The sequence below is a fragment of the Microbacterium invictum genome, from assembly GCF_034421375.1.
GTDB lineage: Bacteria > Actinomycetota > Actinomycetes > Actinomycetales > Microbacteriaceae > Microbacterium > Microbacterium invictum_A.
Genome location: NZ_CP139779.1, coordinates 126159 through 143898, shown reverse-complemented (window position 1 = coordinate 143898; position 17740 = coordinate 126159). Strand labels below are relative to the sequence as shown.

Annotated in this window: 20 protein-coding genes; 8 read left to right on the top strand and 12 right to left on the bottom strand. The window is 64.1% G+C overall.

All coding sequences use genetic code 11. The features are described from left to right. Positions 1–24: 24 nt before the first annotated feature. From T9R20_RS00715 to T9R20_RS00710, 3 genes are all read right to left on the bottom strand, one after another. On the bottom strand, positions 25–2049 hold the full coding sequence (locus T9R20_RS00715; protein ID WP_322410657.1) for an ATP-binding protein: 2025 nt from the start codon (positions 2047–2049) through the stop codon (positions 25–27). Between the two features lie 192 nt (positions 2050–2241). Then, a complete protein-coding gene (locus tag T9R20_RS17055; RefSeq protein ID WP_416182983.1) occupies positions 2242–2802 on the bottom strand; it encodes an RNA polymerase sigma factor in 561 nt (186 codons plus the stop codon). A 22-nt stretch (positions 2803–2824) separates the two neighbouring features. Further along, positions 2825–3424: a hypothetical protein gene (locus T9R20_RS00710; protein WP_322410656.1), complete on the bottom strand. Its 600-nt coding sequence runs from the start codon at positions 3422–3424 to the stop codon at positions 2825–2827. A gap of 274 nt (positions 3425–3698) precedes the next feature. Here T9R20_RS00710 and T9R20_RS00705 point away from each other — a divergent pair, with 274 nt between their 5' ends. Both T9R20_RS00705 and T9R20_RS00700 read left to right on the top strand, forming a co-directional pair. Then, positions 3699–4352, top strand: a complete 654-nt coding sequence (locus T9R20_RS00705; RefSeq protein ID WP_322410655.1) for a DNA alkylation repair protein — start codon at positions 3699–3701, stop codon at positions 4350–4352. Between the two features lie 139 nt (positions 4353–4491). Further along, positions 4492–4890 (top strand): nuclear transport factor 2 family protein, encoded by a 399-nt coding sequence (locus T9R20_RS00700; protein WP_322410654.1) that lies wholly within the window; start codon positions 4492–4494, stop codon positions 4888–4890. A gap of 164 nt (positions 4891–5054) precedes the next feature. Here T9R20_RS00700 and T9R20_RS00695 read toward each other — a convergent pair whose 3' ends face one another. Beyond that, positions 5055–5678, bottom strand: a complete 624-nt coding sequence (locus tag T9R20_RS00695) for a dihydrofolate reductase family protein (protein ID WP_322410653.1) — start codon at positions 5676–5678, stop codon at positions 5055–5057. A 659-nt stretch (positions 5679–6337) separates the two neighbouring features. Between T9R20_RS00695 and T9R20_RS00690 the strand changes: the two genes are divergently transcribed. Beyond that, the gene (locus T9R20_RS00690) at positions 6338–6706 is read left to right on the top strand and encodes a hypothetical protein (protein WP_322410652.1); all 369 of its coding nucleotides are present in this window, start codon (positions 6338–6340) and stop codon (positions 6704–6706) included. A 51-nt stretch (positions 6707–6757) separates the two neighbouring features. On the opposite strand, the gene T9R20_RS00685 is transcribed toward T9R20_RS00690, so the two are convergent. Then, positions 6758–7468, bottom strand: coding sequence for a helix-turn-helix domain-containing protein (locus tag T9R20_RS00685; protein ID WP_322410651.1), 711 nt, complete (start codon positions 7466–7468; stop codon positions 6758–6760). Positions 7469–7560: 92 nt separating this feature from the next. Between T9R20_RS00685 and T9R20_RS00680 the strand changes: the two genes are divergently transcribed. The 3 genes from T9R20_RS00680 (at position 7561) to T9R20_RS00670 (ending at position 9346) form a co-directional block, all read left to right on the top strand. After that, positions 7561–7986 carry a DUF1579 family protein gene (locus tag T9R20_RS00680; protein ID WP_322410650.1) on the top strand — a complete coding sequence of 142 codons (426 nt, stop codon included), beginning with the start codon at positions 7561–7563 and terminating at the stop codon, positions 7984–7986. Between the two features lie 31 nt (positions 7987–8017). After that, complete coding sequence (locus T9R20_RS00675; RefSeq protein WP_322410649.1) at positions 8018–8608, top strand: dihydrofolate reductase family protein; 591 nt, start codon at positions 8018–8020, stop codon at positions 8606–8608. Positions 8609–8722: 114 nt separating this feature from the next. Beyond that, complete coding sequence (locus tag T9R20_RS00670; RefSeq protein WP_322410648.1) at positions 8723–9346, top strand: dihydrofolate reductase family protein; 624 nt, start codon at positions 8723–8725, stop codon at positions 9344–9346. A 494-nt stretch (positions 9347–9840) separates the two neighbouring features. Here the strand turns inward: T9R20_RS00670 and T9R20_RS00665 are convergent, their stop codons facing one another. From T9R20_RS00665 to T9R20_RS00655, 3 genes are all read right to left on the bottom strand, one after another. Beyond that, on the bottom strand, positions 9841–10185 hold the full coding sequence (locus T9R20_RS00665) for a putative quinol monooxygenase (RefSeq protein WP_322410647.1): 345 nt from the start codon (positions 10183–10185) through the stop codon (positions 9841–9843). A gap of 305 nt (positions 10186–10490) precedes the next feature. After that, positions 10491–10853, bottom strand: coding sequence for an antibiotic biosynthesis monooxygenase family protein (locus T9R20_RS00660; RefSeq protein ID WP_322410646.1), 363 nt, complete (start codon positions 10851–10853; stop codon positions 10491–10493). An 88-nt stretch (positions 10854–10941) separates the two neighbouring features. After that, the gene (locus T9R20_RS00655; protein WP_322410645.1) at positions 10942–11178 is read right to left on the bottom strand and encodes a hypothetical protein; all 237 of its coding nucleotides are present in this window, start codon (positions 11176–11178) and stop codon (positions 10942–10944) included. Between the two features lie 221 nt (positions 11179–11399). On the opposite strand from T9R20_RS00655, the gene T9R20_RS00650 reads away from it, so the two are divergent. Together T9R20_RS00650 and T9R20_RS00645 are read left to right on the top strand one after the other, a co-directional pair. Next, positions 11400–12386 carry an alpha/beta hydrolase gene (locus tag T9R20_RS00650; protein WP_322410644.1) on the top strand — a complete coding sequence of 329 codons (987 nt, stop codon included), beginning with the start codon at positions 11400–11402 and terminating at the stop codon, positions 12384–12386. A 459-nt stretch (positions 12387–12845) separates the two neighbouring features. Then, positions 12846–14279 carry a hypothetical protein gene (locus T9R20_RS00645; RefSeq protein WP_322410643.1) on the top strand — a complete coding sequence of 478 codons (1434 nt, stop codon included), beginning with the start codon at positions 12846–12848 and terminating at the stop codon, positions 14277–14279. Positions 14280–14393: 114 nt separating this feature from the next. Here T9R20_RS00645 and T9R20_RS00640 read toward each other — a convergent pair whose 3' ends face one another. The 4 genes from T9R20_RS00640 to T9R20_RS00625 all read right to left on the bottom strand — a co-directional run bounded on the left by T9R20_RS00640 (position 14394) and on the right by T9R20_RS00625 (position 17708). Then, complete coding sequence (locus T9R20_RS00640) at positions 14394–14693, bottom strand: HigA family addiction module antitoxin (protein WP_322410642.1); 300 nt, start codon at positions 14691–14693, stop codon at positions 14394–14396. Continuing rightward, positions 14668–14946, bottom strand: a complete 279-nt coding sequence (locus T9R20_RS00635) for a type II toxin-antitoxin system RelE/ParE family toxin (RefSeq protein ID WP_322410641.1) — start codon at positions 14944–14946, stop codon at positions 14668–14670. The genes T9R20_RS00640 and T9R20_RS00635 overlap by 26 nt, the downstream gene beginning before the upstream one ends. Positions 14947–15210: 264 nt before the next feature. Beyond that, a complete protein-coding gene (locus tag T9R20_RS00630; protein ID WP_322410640.1) occupies positions 15211–16473 on the bottom strand; it encodes an allantoate amidohydrolase in 1263 nt (420 codons plus the stop codon). Next, entirely contained in the window at positions 16455–17708 is a 1254-nt protein-coding gene (locus T9R20_RS00625; protein WP_322410639.1) for an alanine--glyoxylate aminotransferase family protein, read from the bottom strand. The genes T9R20_RS00630 and T9R20_RS00625 overlap by 19 nt, the downstream gene beginning before the upstream one ends. Positions 17709–17740 lie beyond the last annotated feature (32 nt).

Here is a 17740-nt window from a genome sequence, read left to right as displayed (position 1 = left end):
AAAGGACGGTGCGTAACGGGGTCCTTACGCGGCCCCAGCCTCGTCCGCTTCAGCTTCGATCAAGATGGCCGGCTCAGACGGGAAGTCGTTCATACTCTCGAGCTCCTCGAACGCTTCCTTTGGAAGATAATCCGCATACTTGTCGCGCATCGATGCGAGCCCGGTGTCCCGAGTTGACTCGAACTGAAGCGAGTTCTGCACGAATTTCAGCCGGTGCTCGGCATCACCTAGCACTTCGGCCCAGGTGCGGACGATGAGTCGATACTTCTTGCTGCTCTGGACGACTCCGAATGGCAAATGATCTTGCTCACGTTGCTCATCGACGGCGTTCGTCGTCTCGTTCCCGACGAGCCAGAACTCCCACGATGTGTTCGGCTGGTCGAACCTCTCATCATTTGTGATGGCACTGGCGTAGCTGCGCAGTTGCGAGACATCCTCATCGGTGAGCTTGTGACGCGGCCGTTTGAGTTCTACAACGAGGTGAGCGAAGTGATTAGCGCGCGTTTCGAGCCGCCGACCTAGAACCAAGTCAGGGATAGCGTCGGAGCCGTCCTCCCGCAGGACGGGCTTGCCGCCGACCAGATCGACATTCTCGCCGAGCTTGCCTAGGAACTTTTTCAGCACTTCAGTCAGGCGTTCATCATCCCCTGTCAAGGACCACTCTTCGCCGAAAATCCAGGTTTCGTGAGCCAGAATCCGGTGTAGCTGTCGACGCTCGAGGAGACGCTTCTTGGTCGCACGGTCGAACAGGAGAGCATTCAATCCAGTAACGAACTCGATCCGATCGCCGACCTCCTTACCCATCGCGATCAACTGAGTAAGTGTCGTGTGTTCGAGGATCTCACGCAGCTCGTCGATGCGAGCAGCTGGGAGCTGCGAAAACTTCCGAAGGATCGGCAGCAAAGCCTCAGGGTCGTTCTCGAAAGTCTCTTTGAGCAATCCCAGCGCCAACGCTTTCGATGAGATTGTCTTCGACTCGTCCACCGTTCGTGAGGCGGCCATGGCGACGAGATTGAACGTGTCTCGAGTGGCTTTCTCTACATCGTTGGCCGGCTCCTTCTTGTAGGGGTAGACGCCTTCAGCCTTCCAACGCTTGACGGTCTCAGCCTCGCGGCGCCGCGAGGCTTGCGCGAGGTGATCTTTCAGCGCAGTGCGGGCAGCATTGATGACCTTCCCTGCAGGAGTCGCATCGTTCCCCGCCAGCTGGAATGCTTCGTCTTGCGCAAATCCGTCCCATTCGACATACGCCGTGAACTCCGCACCGACCGCCTGAATGTTAGGGGAAACCTGATCGACGACGACGCCTCGCGTATTGCATAGGTATAGCCGGCGCTCAACGTTGCTGAGCTTCCACTCGATCACCGTCAGCGTGGCCTCGCCCTCGACGCCCTCGAGGGGCGTCAGTGAAATCGGCGTACGGGATTGAACCACCGTGGATGGATCGATCGGCGAGCCCAAGAACTCGATCGAAAAGTCCTCATGGCGCTCAAGATGCAAGGCGAATTCCGTTAGAAGTCGTTGTCGCAACTGCTCCCGCTCTTCAAAGGCATTTGCAGCTTCGGGCGTTATCGAGACGGCCTCGACTCGGGTGCCGGACTCCGTCTCCGGAACAGCAACGTCGTCGATCTCGAACTGGTCCAGACTCGAGTAGCTGCCGCGCACCTGAATCGTCGCGAGCGCGCCGCCTTCCACTGCTTCGCTCGTGGACGTCCACTGCACGACAGCCCCGAGCGAAAATGCGGAGTAGCGCCCTCTCCCGAACTTGCCGTGAACGGGACGGCCGCCGGCGCTCGTGGTCCCTACCGGCATCTTCCAGCTATCACCAACCCGTGAGAAGGCCAGCTCCGCGCGCTCACGCGTCATACCGTTGCCATCGTCCCGGACACGGATCAGTTCGATCCCTCCGACCGGACCGGACTCGACCTCGACGCTCACCAGCTTCGCGTCTTCATCGAACGCGTTCCAGACGAGTTCACAGATACCCACAGGAGGGCTCTTTACGTACCCTTCAAGCAGCGTGCGACCGGCTGTGACCTTGATCTGGGACATGGCTAATCGTCGCACGGCGCCCCGACCCTCGACTCATGACGATTGTCGTGTCGGGTGCAGCCATGCCTTTGCCCATGGCGATCTGCATCGCGGATGGGCGCGTCGCGCGACGGACGGCGGCGGTCCCGTACGCCGATCGGTCAGCGTACGGCGCTGACGCCCTCAGATCTGATGGTGCAGGCTCGATGGCGCTCAGGGTTGGGCTTGGGCATCGCCAAGAAAGGGCTTGGGGTGGGGTGGGGAGTGGGGTCTGTGGTGCTCTAGCTGCGCGGAGAGGCGCTCTTTTGCGCGTGCGTATCTCGTCCGTGCGGTGGAGGGGTTCATGCCGATGAGAGCGGCGGCTTGCGCGAGTGTGAAGTCGTCCCAGTGCACGAGGGTGATCAGCTCGCGATCGCTATCCCGAAGGGTTTCGAGCGCTGCTCGGACGTCAGCGTGTCTCTCGCTCCCTTCTGCGGCATCCGCCGGGTCGGGTGGGTGAGGGCTGGTGTGGCCGCCGGATCGGATGACTGAACGCAGTGCTTCGGTCAGCCGGGTGCGCTTGGAGTGGTTGCGTCTGTGTTTTCGGAGCGTGTTGCGTGCGACTCCGAAAGCCCACATTCGTGCGTCGATCGAGGTTCTCGGGAGGTCGGCCCGTCGCTCCCATACGACGCTGAGGGTGTCGTTGAGCAGGTCGGGAACGTCCTCTTGGGCGGCGCGGCGCGCGAGGTAGCGGAGAAGATCAACCCCATGTCTTCGATGACCGTGGTCGCCCATCTCGCGGTGACGTCGTCGGTTGTCACCGGTACGGCCCTTCACATGTGCTGGTCATGCGCCAGGTGCCGACGTCTCCTTGCATGTCGGCCGGAAGACGCCCCTCAAACATTGGCTGGACAGCCAGAATGAAGGAGTGCGTGTCCCGCATCTCGGGGGAATCGTTCGTCCATACCTCGCCGTCGACTGGGCCTCGAGGGTTGTTGATTGCATAGTCGTAGATGTCCTGTCCTATGCCTGTCCAATCCGTTTCTCCGAGGATTGCGGCTACCTCGCTGTCGCGAGTCGTGCGCACATCGTCTCCGAGGTAGACGAGGTATTGGCAGGAGACTTCCGTACCCGTGAGGGTGGTGTAGTTGATCGGGATCCGCGCATCGGGCTCAACGATGGTGCCCTGCTCACCAATATTCATGGTCGTCGGAATCGGGAACGCGATCGCCGCGCCGGTCGCCACCAGCCCAACAACGATCACAGGAATCGCGATTCGCCATCTTCTCCGATGTGAGCGGACGGGCGGGCTGGACTGTGCCCTCTCCCACATGGCGAGGACCTGGGGCGAGAGGGCGGCGTCGCTGAGTTCCCGCGCGGGATCAGAATCACTCAGCCGGTCATCCACGCTGGTCATGCGAGGTCCTCTCATTCACTGCCGCTCGCTCCGCGGCTCACCTACTACATACCCCCTACCCGCGCTGGCGTCTCAAGAATCTCACTAGTCCTTGGTAAACCCGCTCGGTCGCCTCTTCGAAGCGCGAGGCGGATCGTCCGCAACGATGAGGTACTCAGGTGGAGGCCCCACAGAACGAGTCCTCCACCGCTGTCCTTCTGGGGGTCGCTGAGCGCGCGGTGGTGCGGAATGGAAAGCCTGAGGCAGGGTGGGTATGAGCTCTGGGGAGGGGCCCATGGGAGCGGAACGGGATACTTTGGTCGCAGCTTTGAAGGCTGCGTCGTCGGAAGTCGAAGCTGAGAAGATTCGCGCTCGAATGACCGATGCGGCTACCAAGGTCATCGGGGTGCGAATGGGGACGGTCTTCGATCTCGCGCGACAGTACATGAGCGTGCCGTTGACTGAGGTCGACGGGCTCCTCGCTTCGGGTGTCTATGAATTGAAGATGGTCGGGGTGAGCATTCTCGATTTCAAGGCCCGGGCAAAGGGTGCCGATCGCGCTGGGTTGTTCGACGCATGGATGCGCAATCTCGAGTACATCGACACGTGGGATTACATCGATCGTGCTGCACCTCGCGTGATCGGCTGGTATCTCTTGGATCGGCCGCGAGACGTGCTGTTTGCTCTCGCCCGTTCCGAGAATCGGTGGCATCGTAGGACCGCGATCACCGCGGCCTTCTGGATCATCCGTTCGGGCGATGTGTCGGACCCGCTGGAACTGTGCGAACTGCTCGCCGACGACCCGGAACACCTTGTTCAGACCAACGTCGGTGTCGCGCTCCGCGAGATAGGCCGGATCGACAGAGACGCGCTCGAGAGGTTCCTCAACGCGCGCGGCGATGATCTCAGCTCACACGCCCGCCGGACTGCGAGAACCGCGCTCGCTTAGGTCGACTCTGCGCGACCTGCACAGCCGAGGGTCCCTCAGCGAACACGTTTGGCTGGACGTGCGCCGAGCGTCTCGCTGACCGGACCTCAATGAGTCGTGGCGGATTGCGCTCGCGATGATCGTCGGCGAGCCTGTGGTCATGTGGGATCGCGAGGCGGCAGCGGCCGCCGCCAACAAGTGGGTTGTTCGCTACATTCACGCATGGGAGACAAACGACCCGGACGACATCCGATCCCTGTTCACGGAGGACGCGGAGTACCGCGATGGCCCCTCGACGCAGCCATGGGTCGGTCACGACGCTATCGTCGCTGGTTGGCTCGCCCAGAAGGATGATCCCGGCAAGTGGTCTTTCGAGTACGAGCTCACCGCGGTTGACGGCAACGTAGCCATCGTCCGCGGCTGGACCAGCTACCCGACGTCGACCGAGAAGAGTCGCCACTATGACAACCTCATGGTCATCCGGCTGGCCGATGCGGGTCACGCCCGATCGTTCACCGACTGGTTTGTGAAACCCGAAGACACCCAGACCAACGGCTGACACCCCCCGTATTGCACCTTGGTCACACGTCCCGGAGACCATCCTCACGCGGGCAAGTCGGTCGACGTTCGAGACCCGTCGCTCTCTGAGAATCTGTAGCGGCGGGAAGCCGAGGTCAGTTCCTCTCGACGGGAGCCTGGAGTATTCGTCGACGGCCTGGGACGTTAGTTGTAGTCGACGCCACGATCGGTCGGAGCGGCCACATTGTCGGGACGGTACGTTACGACCACGACGCTGGAGTCCTTCCATGTGCGCACCCCAAGAAGATCAAAGCCGAGCGGCGGAATTCCGTCGAACGCGCGGTGGTCGCCGACGACCACCTTCGGGCCAAGGAGGAGGTGCAATTCGTCGACGAGCCCGTGCGCAAGCAGGTCGGTCCACAGCGTCCGGCTGCCGAAGACGAGGATGTCGTCGGTCTCGCGTTCGCGCAATTGCCTGAGGCGGTCATGTGCATCTGTGCGGCGCACGATCTCGGTGCGGTCACCCCATACCGTCACCTCGTCCTCAGTGAGGGTGTCGGAGACGACTGTCAGGGAGAGATCGGTCGCGTAGCGGGATGCGATGTATCGGTCCTCGGGGATTGCCTCGGGATTGTCGACCTGATCGGGCCAGTACTGCATCATCCCGCGGTAGCTCGTTCCGCCGAAGAGGAGACGGCCGGCGGCGCGCACCCGATCGGCATTGTGCTGTGCGAACGCCCGGTCCATGGGCATCTGCGACACATCGCCGCCCGCTCCCTCGGTGTACCCGTCGAGACTCACCATGCTGCTCACAACGATCTTGGCCATACCCCCATCCTGTCGACCTCGCGCGGGATTCGCATTGTTGGCTCGCTCTTCGCTCGTGAGCCGGCCGCAGGCTGGCAGCTCAGCGGTTCGCCTGCCGTCCAGGTTCAGAAGCCCTGCAATTCGAGGGGTGGGAACGAAAGATGCCCGGTGCGTGCGAGGTTAATGACAAGAGCTCGAAGGCCCAGCGGTCTATGGCGCAGATGTCACCAACTCCGCGCCGACGCCCGCTCGACGATCCTCGCGCCGATGCCGCTAGGCGGCTAAGTGTGCGACGAGAATTCGTTGCTCCCCGATTTCAACGTCGGCGGCGAGAGACAGGAATCGGTCCCGCCAGTCGTTGCGTTGACTGTCGATGAGTGTCATGTCGCTGGCGAAGTATCGGAGCTGCAGGTTCGTAGAACAACGCCGACTGTTTGATGTCTGTCACCCCGATCGAAGCCCTCACCGGGTGGTCACTAAGAGCCATGCAACAACCGTGCTCTCACAGAACTGAGAGATCAAGCCCTATCCCACCGCTTGTCGCGGTGAGCGATCCTTCACTGCGACGGCCGAGTCGCGCCCGTAGATGCTGAAGGCGATACTGAGTCCATGTCCAACGAAGCGCCAACGAAGTCGCTCTTGGCTCGGATTGGCTGGCGTCTGCTGCGATTGTCGCTGGCGTGATGCTGCTGCTCGGTTTGCTGGCCGGTCCGTTCGGGGCGATCTTCATGGCCATCGGTGCGCTGTTCCTGGTGGTTCCCGCCGCTGTGATCTTAGTTGTAGCTGCTCGCGTCATGCGCGATCGGAAGTACGCCACAGGACCGGTCGCGGCAGTGATGATCCTCGGATGGTCACTCGCGCTCGGGTGTGGTGCCTTGATCGGCTCGATCGCGTCCCCCGGTGTGCCTTCCTCGATGAATCTCGGGGTGGCGCCCATCCTGTTCTGGCTCGCGCTGCTATCGCCTTTCGCTCTCGCTGGGGCGGTCATCGCCACGACTTGGACACTTGTGCGGAAAGCGCGAATCGAGCCGCGCGGTGCGCTGCGGTAGAACCGGCAGCAACGTCACGTTGCGGATCCTTCTACGGCTGTCGGCCGACCCTCAGGATGGGCTTGGGTCGTCCGGCGAGTCGGTGTGGGGTGGGGTCGGAAGGAGCCGTAGCCGGGTGTCATTGTTCTCGTGGGTTGGCGATTCCGGTGGCCTGTTCTCGCGGAAATCGGTGGCATCAGCGGGATCGCCGACGAGTGGTTGGTCGCCGGCGGTGAGGCCCGTGACGACGACGTCGATGGCTCTCCTGTGAAAGGCGGCGGTCCGCTGGTCATCGGCCCCGCGGATGCTGCTGAGTGCCTCGATGAGCTTGCCGAGGTCTTCCCAGGTCACACCGGGGCGCAATGCGCGCCGAAGGTGCAGGTGGCGGATGAACAGGCGTCCGCGGTCGCGTAGGCGGGTCGATTCCGCGATGTCCTCATCCGTCCGGATGAATGTGCCGGCGATGGCGATGACGAGGCGGTGCACACCGCTATCGACGATCGCGGCCACGAAGTGGTGAAGAACGACCCGGGGGTCGGCGTTGCCGGTCATTTGTTGTTCGACGGCGTCGAGTACATCGTCGTAGACGGCGTTCGCTTCGTCGGCGAAGTGTCGGAGGATGGCGACGCGGTTCGGGAAACGAAGGTAGATCGCCGACATTCCCACACCCGCGCTCCGCGCGATCTCCGCCATCGACGCCCGCGGGTTCTCGATCAGCGCGCGACGAGCTCCCTCGATGATCGCCGCATCCGAAGTTCGAGGTCGACCCGCCGCACCCGCCATGTCTCCCTCACCCCGAACCGTTGACACCAGAATAGCAGAATGCTAGGTTCCGTAACTATCAGAACGCCTGATTCCGAAAAGAGGAATGATAAATGACGAACGAACATGAGGACCTTGCGGCGTTCCTGGGTGACTGGTCTGCTCAAGGCACCGCCTATGGCGCCGACAGCGAGGGGGCGCCGTGGCGCAGCATCCACTCGGCTCGGTGGCACACCGGCGAGCACTTCGTGATCCAGGATGAGCGGGCCAACGGCCCGTTCGAGACGATGAGCTTCCTCGGATGGGACGGCGATCGCGATACGTACTTCGCTTGGAGCATCGAGAATCACGGCTTCGCGCGGGAATACCTCCTCAGCGTGGACGGACAGACCTGGACGTTCACCGGCGACACGGAACGCGCCACCATCACCTTCTCCGACGACGGCAACACGCAAACCCACCACTGGGAGTACCGGCCCGACGGCGAGTGGATCACCCTCTGCGACCGTGTCGCCACCCGCATCGATCAGCAGCAGTAGTCACGCGCCCCCACACAGAGAGAAGGAAGCCATGGGACGAATCATTGCCGCCCTCGCAATCAGCGTGGACGGGTACGCGGAAGGATCCGGCGGCGATCTCAGCGTCATGCCGATGGATGAGGCCTTCAATATCCATAACGCCGAGCTCATCGCTGCCGCCGACCGACTCATCTACGGCGCCGACACGTATCGGATGATGGTCGCTCACTGGCCCAACGTCCTCGACGACCCGAACGCGTCCGACGCGGAACGCAACATCGCGCAACGATGCGCGGACGGCATTCCCATCATTGTCATCTCCGACTCGCTCACCGTTGATGAGACCGGCCCTTGGCGTCAGCAGACGACCATCATCCGTCGCAGCGACGCCGCAAGGGAACTGGCCGAGATCCGGGAGTCCGACGAGACGGCCGTGATCTTCGGCAGCCAGGCCCTCATCGCGGCTCTGCTCGAGACGGGGCTCCTCGATCAGCTTTCGCTCATGATCGGACCGAAACTCGTTGCCGGCGACCGTCCCGTCTTCACGAATACACCGGCCACCGAGCTCACACTCCGCGACGTCACCCGCTACCCCGACTCCGACAACATCGTCCTCGACTACGACGTTGTCGCCCGCGCCTGACTACCCCTGGGAGACGCCGTCGGGGCGATCGCCATCGCGATGCTTGCTCGTATCGACAGGCTGGCGCCCTATTCACTCGTCGAACCGTGCAAGTACTGATCGAGAGGAGTTATCGTGACCGCAACGGATCGTCCACGCGTGGTGGTGCAGGAGTGGGTCTCGCTGGACGGATATGCGTCCGGACCGAGGAATGAAATGGACATCATGAGCGTCGTCACCGAAGACGCAGACCGGCGCAGCCAGGCATACAACGCGGTCTTCCTCGCGGCGGTGTCTGCGGTGCTGCTGGGCAGACAAACGTACAGCTCGTTCGCCCGGTACTGGCCCACCGCCGAGGAACCAATCGCCGCTCGGGTCAATGCGCTGCCGAAGATCGTCGCATCGCGCTCCTTGCAGTCCGCTCCGTGGGGTGACCACCGTCCCGTCACCGTCGTCACGGACGTCGAAGATCACGTCCGCCGATTCCGACACGAGGGCAATGGGACGCTGGTCGTGTGGGGGTCGCTCGCTCTGACCCACTCTCTGGTCAAAGCCGGACTCGTGGATGAGCTCGACCTTTTCATCGCACCCGTCTGGCTCGGAAACGGGACTTGCCTTCTCCCCGACGGCTCCGTGCACCTGAAACAGATCAGCAGCGAGGACTGGGGCGAGCTCACCCACCTCAGATACCTCGTGGTAGGCGGCTCACTGGATGAGCGACACGCAGATCTAGCGCCGCCGACACCGGAGGTGAGCTGATCTCGGCACCGCAAAGCAGCTCAAGGCGAGGAACCAGAACCCGAGCTTCGTCGACTGCATGCTGACGAACCGGATACCCGGCCACATCCGCAGGTCAAGCGGTGTTGGCTTACCGGATGCCGACGAACATCGAGTTCAGGGCCCGCGTAGCCGACCGGGATGCACTGATCGCGAGGGCAGCTGAAGTGGCGGATCAGAGCGAGTGGATATCGAACAAGATGACACGTTGTCTTGATCGCTGGCCGAACACGAATCCACCTCGACCGGGTCGACACACTCGGCGACTTCTTGGAGTTCGAGGTTGTCTTGGCCGATGACAACGACCTCGCTGGCGGGACAGCGGAGGCTGAGCAAGTCGTGGTGGCCCTAGCGGTCCGTCCCGACCAACTCGTATCCACTGCGTACGTGTCGATCTCATTGCGGCTCAGCGGCGCTGGCCGCCCGTGAGGGCCACGGGTGGACGTAGGGCGTCGTCGCTCATGCCTTGCGGCCGGCTATGCGTTTCCGTTCAGCGACAGGAAGGTTGGCAGCACTAGCACTTCTGTTCCGGCGAGCTGCTGTCGTACCTCCTCGGTGGGGTTACCCAGGGTCCAGCCGTCTACGGTGGCGGTGCTCGCGATGACGGCGCTTAGCAGGTCGGGGCCAATGTGTTCCAGGTGTTCGGTCTGAGCCTGCGAGTCGCGGTAGCGCTCAATGACGACGGCTTCGGACTGGTCGTCGCTTAGGAAGATGTCGTACTGCAATGTTCCCGTGCCCTTCTCCCGAACGATCTGCATGCAGCGTTCGGAGAGGCGCTTTAACTCTTCGACCTGACCATTCTTGAAGGTGAACCCGCCCACTCCTGTTGGCTCGCTCTTCCTCAAACTCTGCTCCGCAGCCGACCGAACTGGAATGGACCTGTCTCGGCCTACAAGTGGGATACGCGCGCGCGCCGTAAGCCGGTCGTTCACCGCGACGGCTTTGTCGCGCAGGCGGATCCGCCAGCGAGCGCACTGGGGTCCTCCTAACGCGGAGACTCGGGTCGGCATCGAGGTGGGTGATCGGAAGATGTGTCCCACGATTTTTCGTGTTCCTCGCGCATCTCACGACCTCTACCGGTGCGAGGTCTCTTAGGTGACACGGACACGGATGGACGATGCGGCGATTAGCGTTCGATCGACTCCAGCGGTTCGTAAATGGTCACGCCAGCCGACTCGAGCGCCTCACGCAGATCCGCACTGGGTGTGCCGCAGACCTCACCAGTCACGGTGCAGACCTGCGAGAGGGAATTCATGATGACGGCAATGTTATTCATATGCTCGAGCCCTGCAGCCGAATCTCTGTATCGCTCGTGGACGAAGCATTCAGTGCCGGTCGCATTGAGGTACATGTTGTACTCGATGGTTCCGGTGTCCTTGGTGCGCACGATCGCAGCGCACTCCGCGGCGAGGCGCTTGAATTCGTCGAGCTTGCCTTCATGTATCGTGATGCGGCTCGTGCCATGAATCTCACTTGATGTACGCGACATCTGTTGATGCTAGCGAGCGCCACCGTCGGGCAGGGGCGAAGGCCCCGATAGAGATCCCATCCGAACCGTGGCGTGTTGCGTGCGGTAATTAGGTGTCGGTCTCAAGAGCGAGGATGTTTCCGTCCGGGTCTCCAACCCACGCGATGCGCCCACCGCCCGCACGTGGCCCAATCCCGCGATCGTCCTGGCCAGCACCGTCGTACCGGACGAGCTCAGCGCCTGCTGCGGTCAGCTCGTCGACAATCGCGTCGATGTCGTCGACGTACCAGGTGGCGACCGTTGCCCGCGTCGATCCCGCGTTCGGCGTCTCGAACACATTCAGCATGGTCCCCTCCACACCTCTGTAGAACCGGGCGCCCCCGTCGATCGTTGCGCTCGGGCCGATACTCGCAGCCAAGCCGGGGTGGTCGTGGACCTGCACATGTGGGGCGGAGGGTTCCACGGATTCGACCAGGTGCCCGCCGCAATTTCTGCGGCCTCAAATGCGACACGCGACGAATTCATGCGTCGCGCACTCACCGCGGGTACCGAACCGAAGCAGGTCTCATGACCAGCGAAGGTCCTCAACCTTCTACCACCAGCTCGGCACCGGTCCGGCAGGTCCGGCCGCCCGCGCCCTCGAGCGTCAGTGAGGAAGCCCAGGCTTATCTTTCATTGCCGTCGTTTATCGATGTCATGCAGAAGCCCGCTCTGGAGGATGTTGAGGGGTGGGTGAAGTTCATACGGGCGAGAGATCTTCCGGTGATCGACATGTTCGCTCCGTTGATGCCGCCGCCTGAGGCGGTCGAGCGGGGAGAGATCGACGCCGACGGAGTTCGCACCTACACGCTTCGCCCGGTGGAAGCCGATCCCGATGGACCGCTGTTCCTGGAATTGCACGGTGGCGCGCTGATCCAATGCGGCGGTGATCTCGCGTGGATGCTTGCGATGCCTGCAGCGCTCGGCCGGGCCGGCACGACGTGGGTGCCTGACTATCGGATGCCTCCGCGTTACCCATATCCGGCTGCGCTGGACGACTGCATCGCTGTGTACAAGCGGGCGCTAGCGGAGCGCAGCCCCGAACAGATCGTCGTCAGCGGTGGTTCAGCCGGCGGAAACCTCGCAGCAGCCCTCCTGCTCCGCGCGAAAAATGAGGGCCTCCCGATGCCGGCCGCGGTCGTGCTGCTCACCCCGGAGCTTGATCTGACCGAATCGGGCGATTCGTTCAAGACCAACAACGGAATCGACTTGATCGTCCCGTTCGAACTGGAGAACGCCCTGTACGCCGCGGGTGCGGACTTGGCCCACCCGTATCTGTCCCCGTTGTTCGGGGATGTCACGGGGTTCCCTCCCACGTTTCTGCAGACCGGGACCCGAGACCTCTTCCTCTCGAACACCGTGCGCATGCACCGCCGCCTGCTCAAAGCGGGAGTGTCTGTGGAGCTCCATGTCTTCGAGGCGATGCCGCATGGGAGTTTCGGCGGGTCCGCACCGGAAGACCTTGAACTGCTCGCCGAAGTGCGACGGTTCGAGCGAGAGCATCTCGGCACGTGAACCCCGCAATGATCCGAGCGGCCCAGGAGTGAAGCAGGTCCAGACCTCAAGCTCAACCTCCGCCGGGTGCGGCCAATCGCCGCGCCACGGCGGATCCCGACGACCCTTGGGATGCTTGAGGCTGGTCGTCTGCGGATGGACGCGTAAGAGATGCGTTTGGTGCGATGCCACCGCTTGCGCACCTGGAAGCGATACTGCGCGCGCGAGGTACCTGAAGCCTCTGTCAGCCGGGAGACGTCATGGGGTCTGCACGGGCACGACGGCGAAGCGGGAGACACGCCCGTAACCCGGTCCCTGTCCGGGCGATGCGTGCAATGGGCGGCCCTATCGCCTGTCGCACAGAATGCACCGTCAAGCGGCAGGCTCACTAGCGATCGAACTGACGGCGACAGCCGTACGTGATCTCGACCACGCCGATATGCGTCGGTTCGTGTCCCACGACCTTGCCAAGATATGTCCATGAGGACATTGCTGCTCGATACCGCCTTCGAGGCAGATGATGCGGACCGTTACGCTTTCACCAGCATGGTCTCGGCATTCGACTACGACGTCGTCATCTGGGATCCGGTCGGCACGAGCAACAAGTACGAAGGGGCTTACCGAGGTCAGTATCGGGGACGGCCAGCGCCGACCGAAGCCGAGTCTGTCGCCCTTCTCGAAGCACTAGCGAGGCGCAAGCAGGAGTTCACTGACTTTCTGAGCCTCGGGCGGAGCATCATTGTGATCGCCTCGCCGCCTCAGAAGATTTGGGTCGACACGGGCAAGAAGGACACATCCGGGACCGGCAGGAATCAGAAGGTCACCCGGATTGTGGACGACGTTGACTTGCTCGACGCGATCCCCGGCCAAGTTTCGACAGTTGCGGGCCGGGGCCTTGAGCTCAGTCCTGTGAGCCCGACGGCGGCCTCGCTTTGGAGGGAGACAAGAGATCGCTGGATCTACCGGTGCTTCTTCAACGAGTTCCCGGGCGAAAAGCTGTTTGTCGTGGCGGGCACCGAGAAGGTCGTGGCGACTGTAGAGGTGTCGCCGGACGGCGGCGTGCTCGCGCTGCTTCCGGAGCCGTGGACTCCCGCCGAAGACGACGAGGTTGACGGCGAAGACGACGAAGACGACGAACCCGGGGAGGGCTCCCGCGGCACAAGCGATGCTGAGGACCGTGACACAGACGTCGCTGAGGACGACCTTGAGAGATTCGTGGACGTGCCCGCGCAGATGATTGCGTGGGCGCGCGGTTTGAGTCTGCACGAGTTGGAACCAATCCCAGCCTGGGCCTCAGTCTTCAAGTTCACGTCCGAGATTCAGCGGCAAGAAGAGCTGACTCGCCTCGAGCGATCGATCGCGAAGTTAGCGACGAAAGTCGAATCTTTGAAACATGAACAGGCTGAGGACGACCGGTGGAAGCGATTGAGCTTCAGCTCGGGAACGTCGCTCGAAGATCAGGTCCGCCGCGCATTTGAGGTGCTTGGGTTCACTGTGCTCGAAGCGCAGCGCGGACGAAGCGACCTGAGACTGCAGTGGGAGACCGAGCGGGTCGTTGTCGAGGTAAAGGGACTTTCCAAGAGCGCCGCCGAGAAGAACGCGGCGCAACTTGAGAAGTGGGTCGCGGAGGAAATGGCAGACGGCGTTACGGCAAAGGGGGTGCTCGTTGTGAACACCTGGCGCGAGAAGGCGCCGGATCAGCGTGGGACCGACTTTCCCGACCAGATGGTCCCTTACGCAACTGCGCGGAGTCACTGCCTCTTGACGAGTCTTCAACTCCTGACCGTCGCGCGAGACGTGAGCGACGGCAAGACGGACGCGGCATCCGCAGCACGCGCAATACTCTCCACTACGGGCGTATTCGATGGCGAAGCGAGTTCACTCCGGCGTGAGGCGAGCGCCGAAGCATCGTGATCCAGCAATGACGGTGCCACCGAAGCGGCGATCAATCACGGCCTACGCATTGCGGCGAGCGCCGCGATCGACTGCGTGACCGCTCGGAAGTGGGTCGTCTTCCGTGCGGATTCGTTACGCGCTGAGGGGCCGGATTGAGCTGAGCGGGGTCGCGGTGCGCGCGAGGGCGAGGTCGTAGCCTTCCTGCAGTCGAAGCCAGAACTGGGGCGTCGTGCCGAAGAACGCGGCGAGGCGCAGCGCGGTGTCTGCAGTGATTGCCTGCTTGCCACGGACGATCCGTGAGATGCGCGTCTGGTCGACGCCGATGCGCTTGGCGAGTTCATACTGACTCACGCCGAACGGTTCGAGGAATTCCTCAAGCAAGATCTCGCCCGGCGTCGATAGGTCGTCAGTGATAGTCGATGAAGGTGACATCGGTTGCTTCTCCTCCGTCCCAGTCGAAGACCAGTCTCCATTGGTCGTTGATGCGAATGCTGTATCGCCCGGACCGGTCACCCTGCAATTTCTCGAGGTGATTAGACGGCGGGATTCTCAAATCGTGCAGCTCCGCCGCGGCGTCCAGCATCTGGAGCTTTCGCACCAGACGCTTCCGGACATCGGGCGGGACTCGGCGTGGTGCCGGGCCACCGAGCCAATACTCCTCGATGTCCCGGTCCGCGAACTTCACCAACTGATACTAGCGTGTCACGCAAGCATCGAGGAAGCGCACCCCGGGCGGACCTCGGTCGGGCGTGGTTGCCTCGGGCGGATCGGCGTTCGCTGAGCATGACCGTCGCGCGGGGTGTCGCTGAGAGGGAACGTCAGCGTCAAGAGCGCGGGCGTACCGTCTGAGTCACCGACTCGCGTATGACCCGCCCGCTGAAGTGCTCGACAAGGGTGCCACATCCGCGACAGAACAGCGGGATGCCAAGAGCCGCTGACGGCGAGCCGATCAGGCGACCGCGCGGGCACGCACGGCCGCGGCCAGCGCGCGGATGCCGAGGTCGACGTCGGCGCCCGACACCGCCTCGTCGGGGTGGTGGCTGATGCCGTCGGGGTTGCGGAGGAAGAGCATGCCGACCCCCGTCACCGAGGCGAACGCCATCCCGTCGTGACCCGCGCGACTGAAGAGCGTCGGCGCCTCCCCCGCACGGTCCGGCACCACCGACCGGATTCCCTCGCCGACAACGCCCTGCAGCAGCGGGTCGCAGAACACCGCCGACGCCTCGTGCACCTCTCGCGCCGACCACGTCAGGCCTCGGCGCGCCGTGACCGCGGCGACCTCGTTTTGGATCACCCGCCAGACCCGGTCGCGGTCGCCGTCGAACTCGCCGCGGAGGTCGAGCGACAGGTGCGCGTCGCCCGGCACCACGTTGATCGCCCCGGGGTGGATCTGCAGCTCGCCGACCGTGCCGACGATGTGGTGCTCGGCGCGGCACACACGCTCGACCGCGAGCGCGATCTCGGCCGCGCCGAGCAACGCGTCACGCCGCCGGTCGTAGGGAGTGCCGCCGGCATGCCGGGCCTCGCCGGCGATGTCGAGCCGGAACCGCCGTGCCGACGCGATCGACGACACCACCGCGAGCGGCTCGTCGCCCTCGTCGAGCTCGGGGCCTTGCTCGATGTGCGCCTCGAGGTAGCCGACGAGGTCGCCCGGCCGTCGCGCGGCGTCGCCGATGCGCCCGGGGTCGAGACCGAAGTCGAGGAACGCCTCGCGCAGGGTCGTGCCCGCGGCATCCGTCAGTTCCCACCACCCCGGATCCCACGCGCCCGCAGCCGCCGACGACCCGAGCAGCGCGCGGCCGAACCGCGTGCCCTCCTCATCCCAGAAGGCGACGACCTCGAGCGCGAACGGCAGCGCCTCCGCGCGCAGCGCGCGGACCACCTCAATCGCCATGAGCACCCCGGCGATTCCGTCGTACCGGCCCGCGTCGGGCACGGTGTCGAGGTGCGAGCCGAGCACGAGCGCCGGCGCCTCACCCGCCGCTGGCCCCGCCCGCCCGATGAGGTTGCCCGCGGCATCCTGTCTCGTGGTCATCCCCGCTTCGCGCATCCACTCCGCCACCAGCCGGTTCACCCGCGCGTGCTCGGGCGAGAGGTAGACCCGCTCGATGCCGCCCTCGGTGCTGCTGATGCGCGCGAGCTCGTCGCACCGCGCCATCACCCGCTCGGCCGGCGTCATCACGCTCGCACGCGTCACGCGTGTGCGGTCCACACGGCCTCCCCCGCACCGCGGAACACGTCGGTCGCCACCTCGACCCCGCCCCCGGCGGGCACCGCGACGCCATGACGGCGCAGCACCGCCTCGAGCGCGGCGAGGGTCGTGAGCACCGCGTCCTCGCGGGCGTTGTAGCCCATCGTGCCGATCCGCCACACGCGCCCGTGAAGCGGCCCGAACGACGTGCCGATCTCGATGCCGAAGTCTTCGAGCAGGTCGCTGCGCACCGCATCGCCGACCACACCGTCGGGGATCTCCACGGCGACCACGTTCGTCATCTTGTGCGCCACGTCGCCGAACACGACCAGCCCGAGCCCCTGCACCCCGGCGAGCATCGCCGCTCCCGCGCGCTCGTGCCGCGCGAGCACGTTGTCGACGCCCTCCTCGAGCAGCAGCCGCGCGCACTCGCGGGCGCCGTAGAGCATCGAGGTCGCCTCGGTGTGGTGGTTCAGGCGCCTTGGCCCCCAGTAGTCGAGGATCATCCCGAGATCGAAGTAGTTCGACCGGATGAAATCGGATGCCGCCTCGTCGCCCTCTTCGCGAATGCCAGCCTCGATCCGCTTCCGCGACCGGATGATCTCCACCGCGCGGTCGGAGAGGGTCACCGGCGCCGAGCCCGAGGGGCCGCCGAGGCACTTCTGCAGGCCCGCCGTCGCGGCATCCAGTCCCCACCCGTCGGCCTCGAACGGGTTGCCGCCAAGCGACGCGGTGGCGTCGGTGTAGAACAGCACCCCGTGCCGGGCACAGATCTCGCCGATCCCGGCGAGCGGCTGGTTCATCGTCGTGGAGGTGTCGCCCTGCACGAGCGCAAGGAGAGTCGGGCGCACCCGCTCGACGGCCTCTTCGATGACGGCGTCGGGGAACACCTGCCCCCACTCGGTCTCGATCGTGTGCACCTCGGCGAGCGCGCGCTCGGCGATCTCGGCGAGAAGGTGCCCGAACCGGCCGAAGATCGGCACGAGCACCCGGTCGCCGGGGCGGATGAGCGAGACCATGACCGCCTCGATGCCCGCCCGCGAGGTGCCGTCCACGAGCACCGTCGCGTCGTTGCGCGTGCGCCATACGCGCCGGTACAGCTCCTGTGTCTCGGTCATCGTCGCCGTCATGAACGGGTCGTACTGTCCGACGAGCGGCGCCGACATCGCTGTCAACACACTCGGGTACGCCGAGATCGGGCCGGGGCCCATGAGGAGGCGCGGGGGCGGGGCGATGGGTCCGGGGAGGTGGGTCATGGCGCGTCCTGAGTCGTGGGCGAGATCGTCGT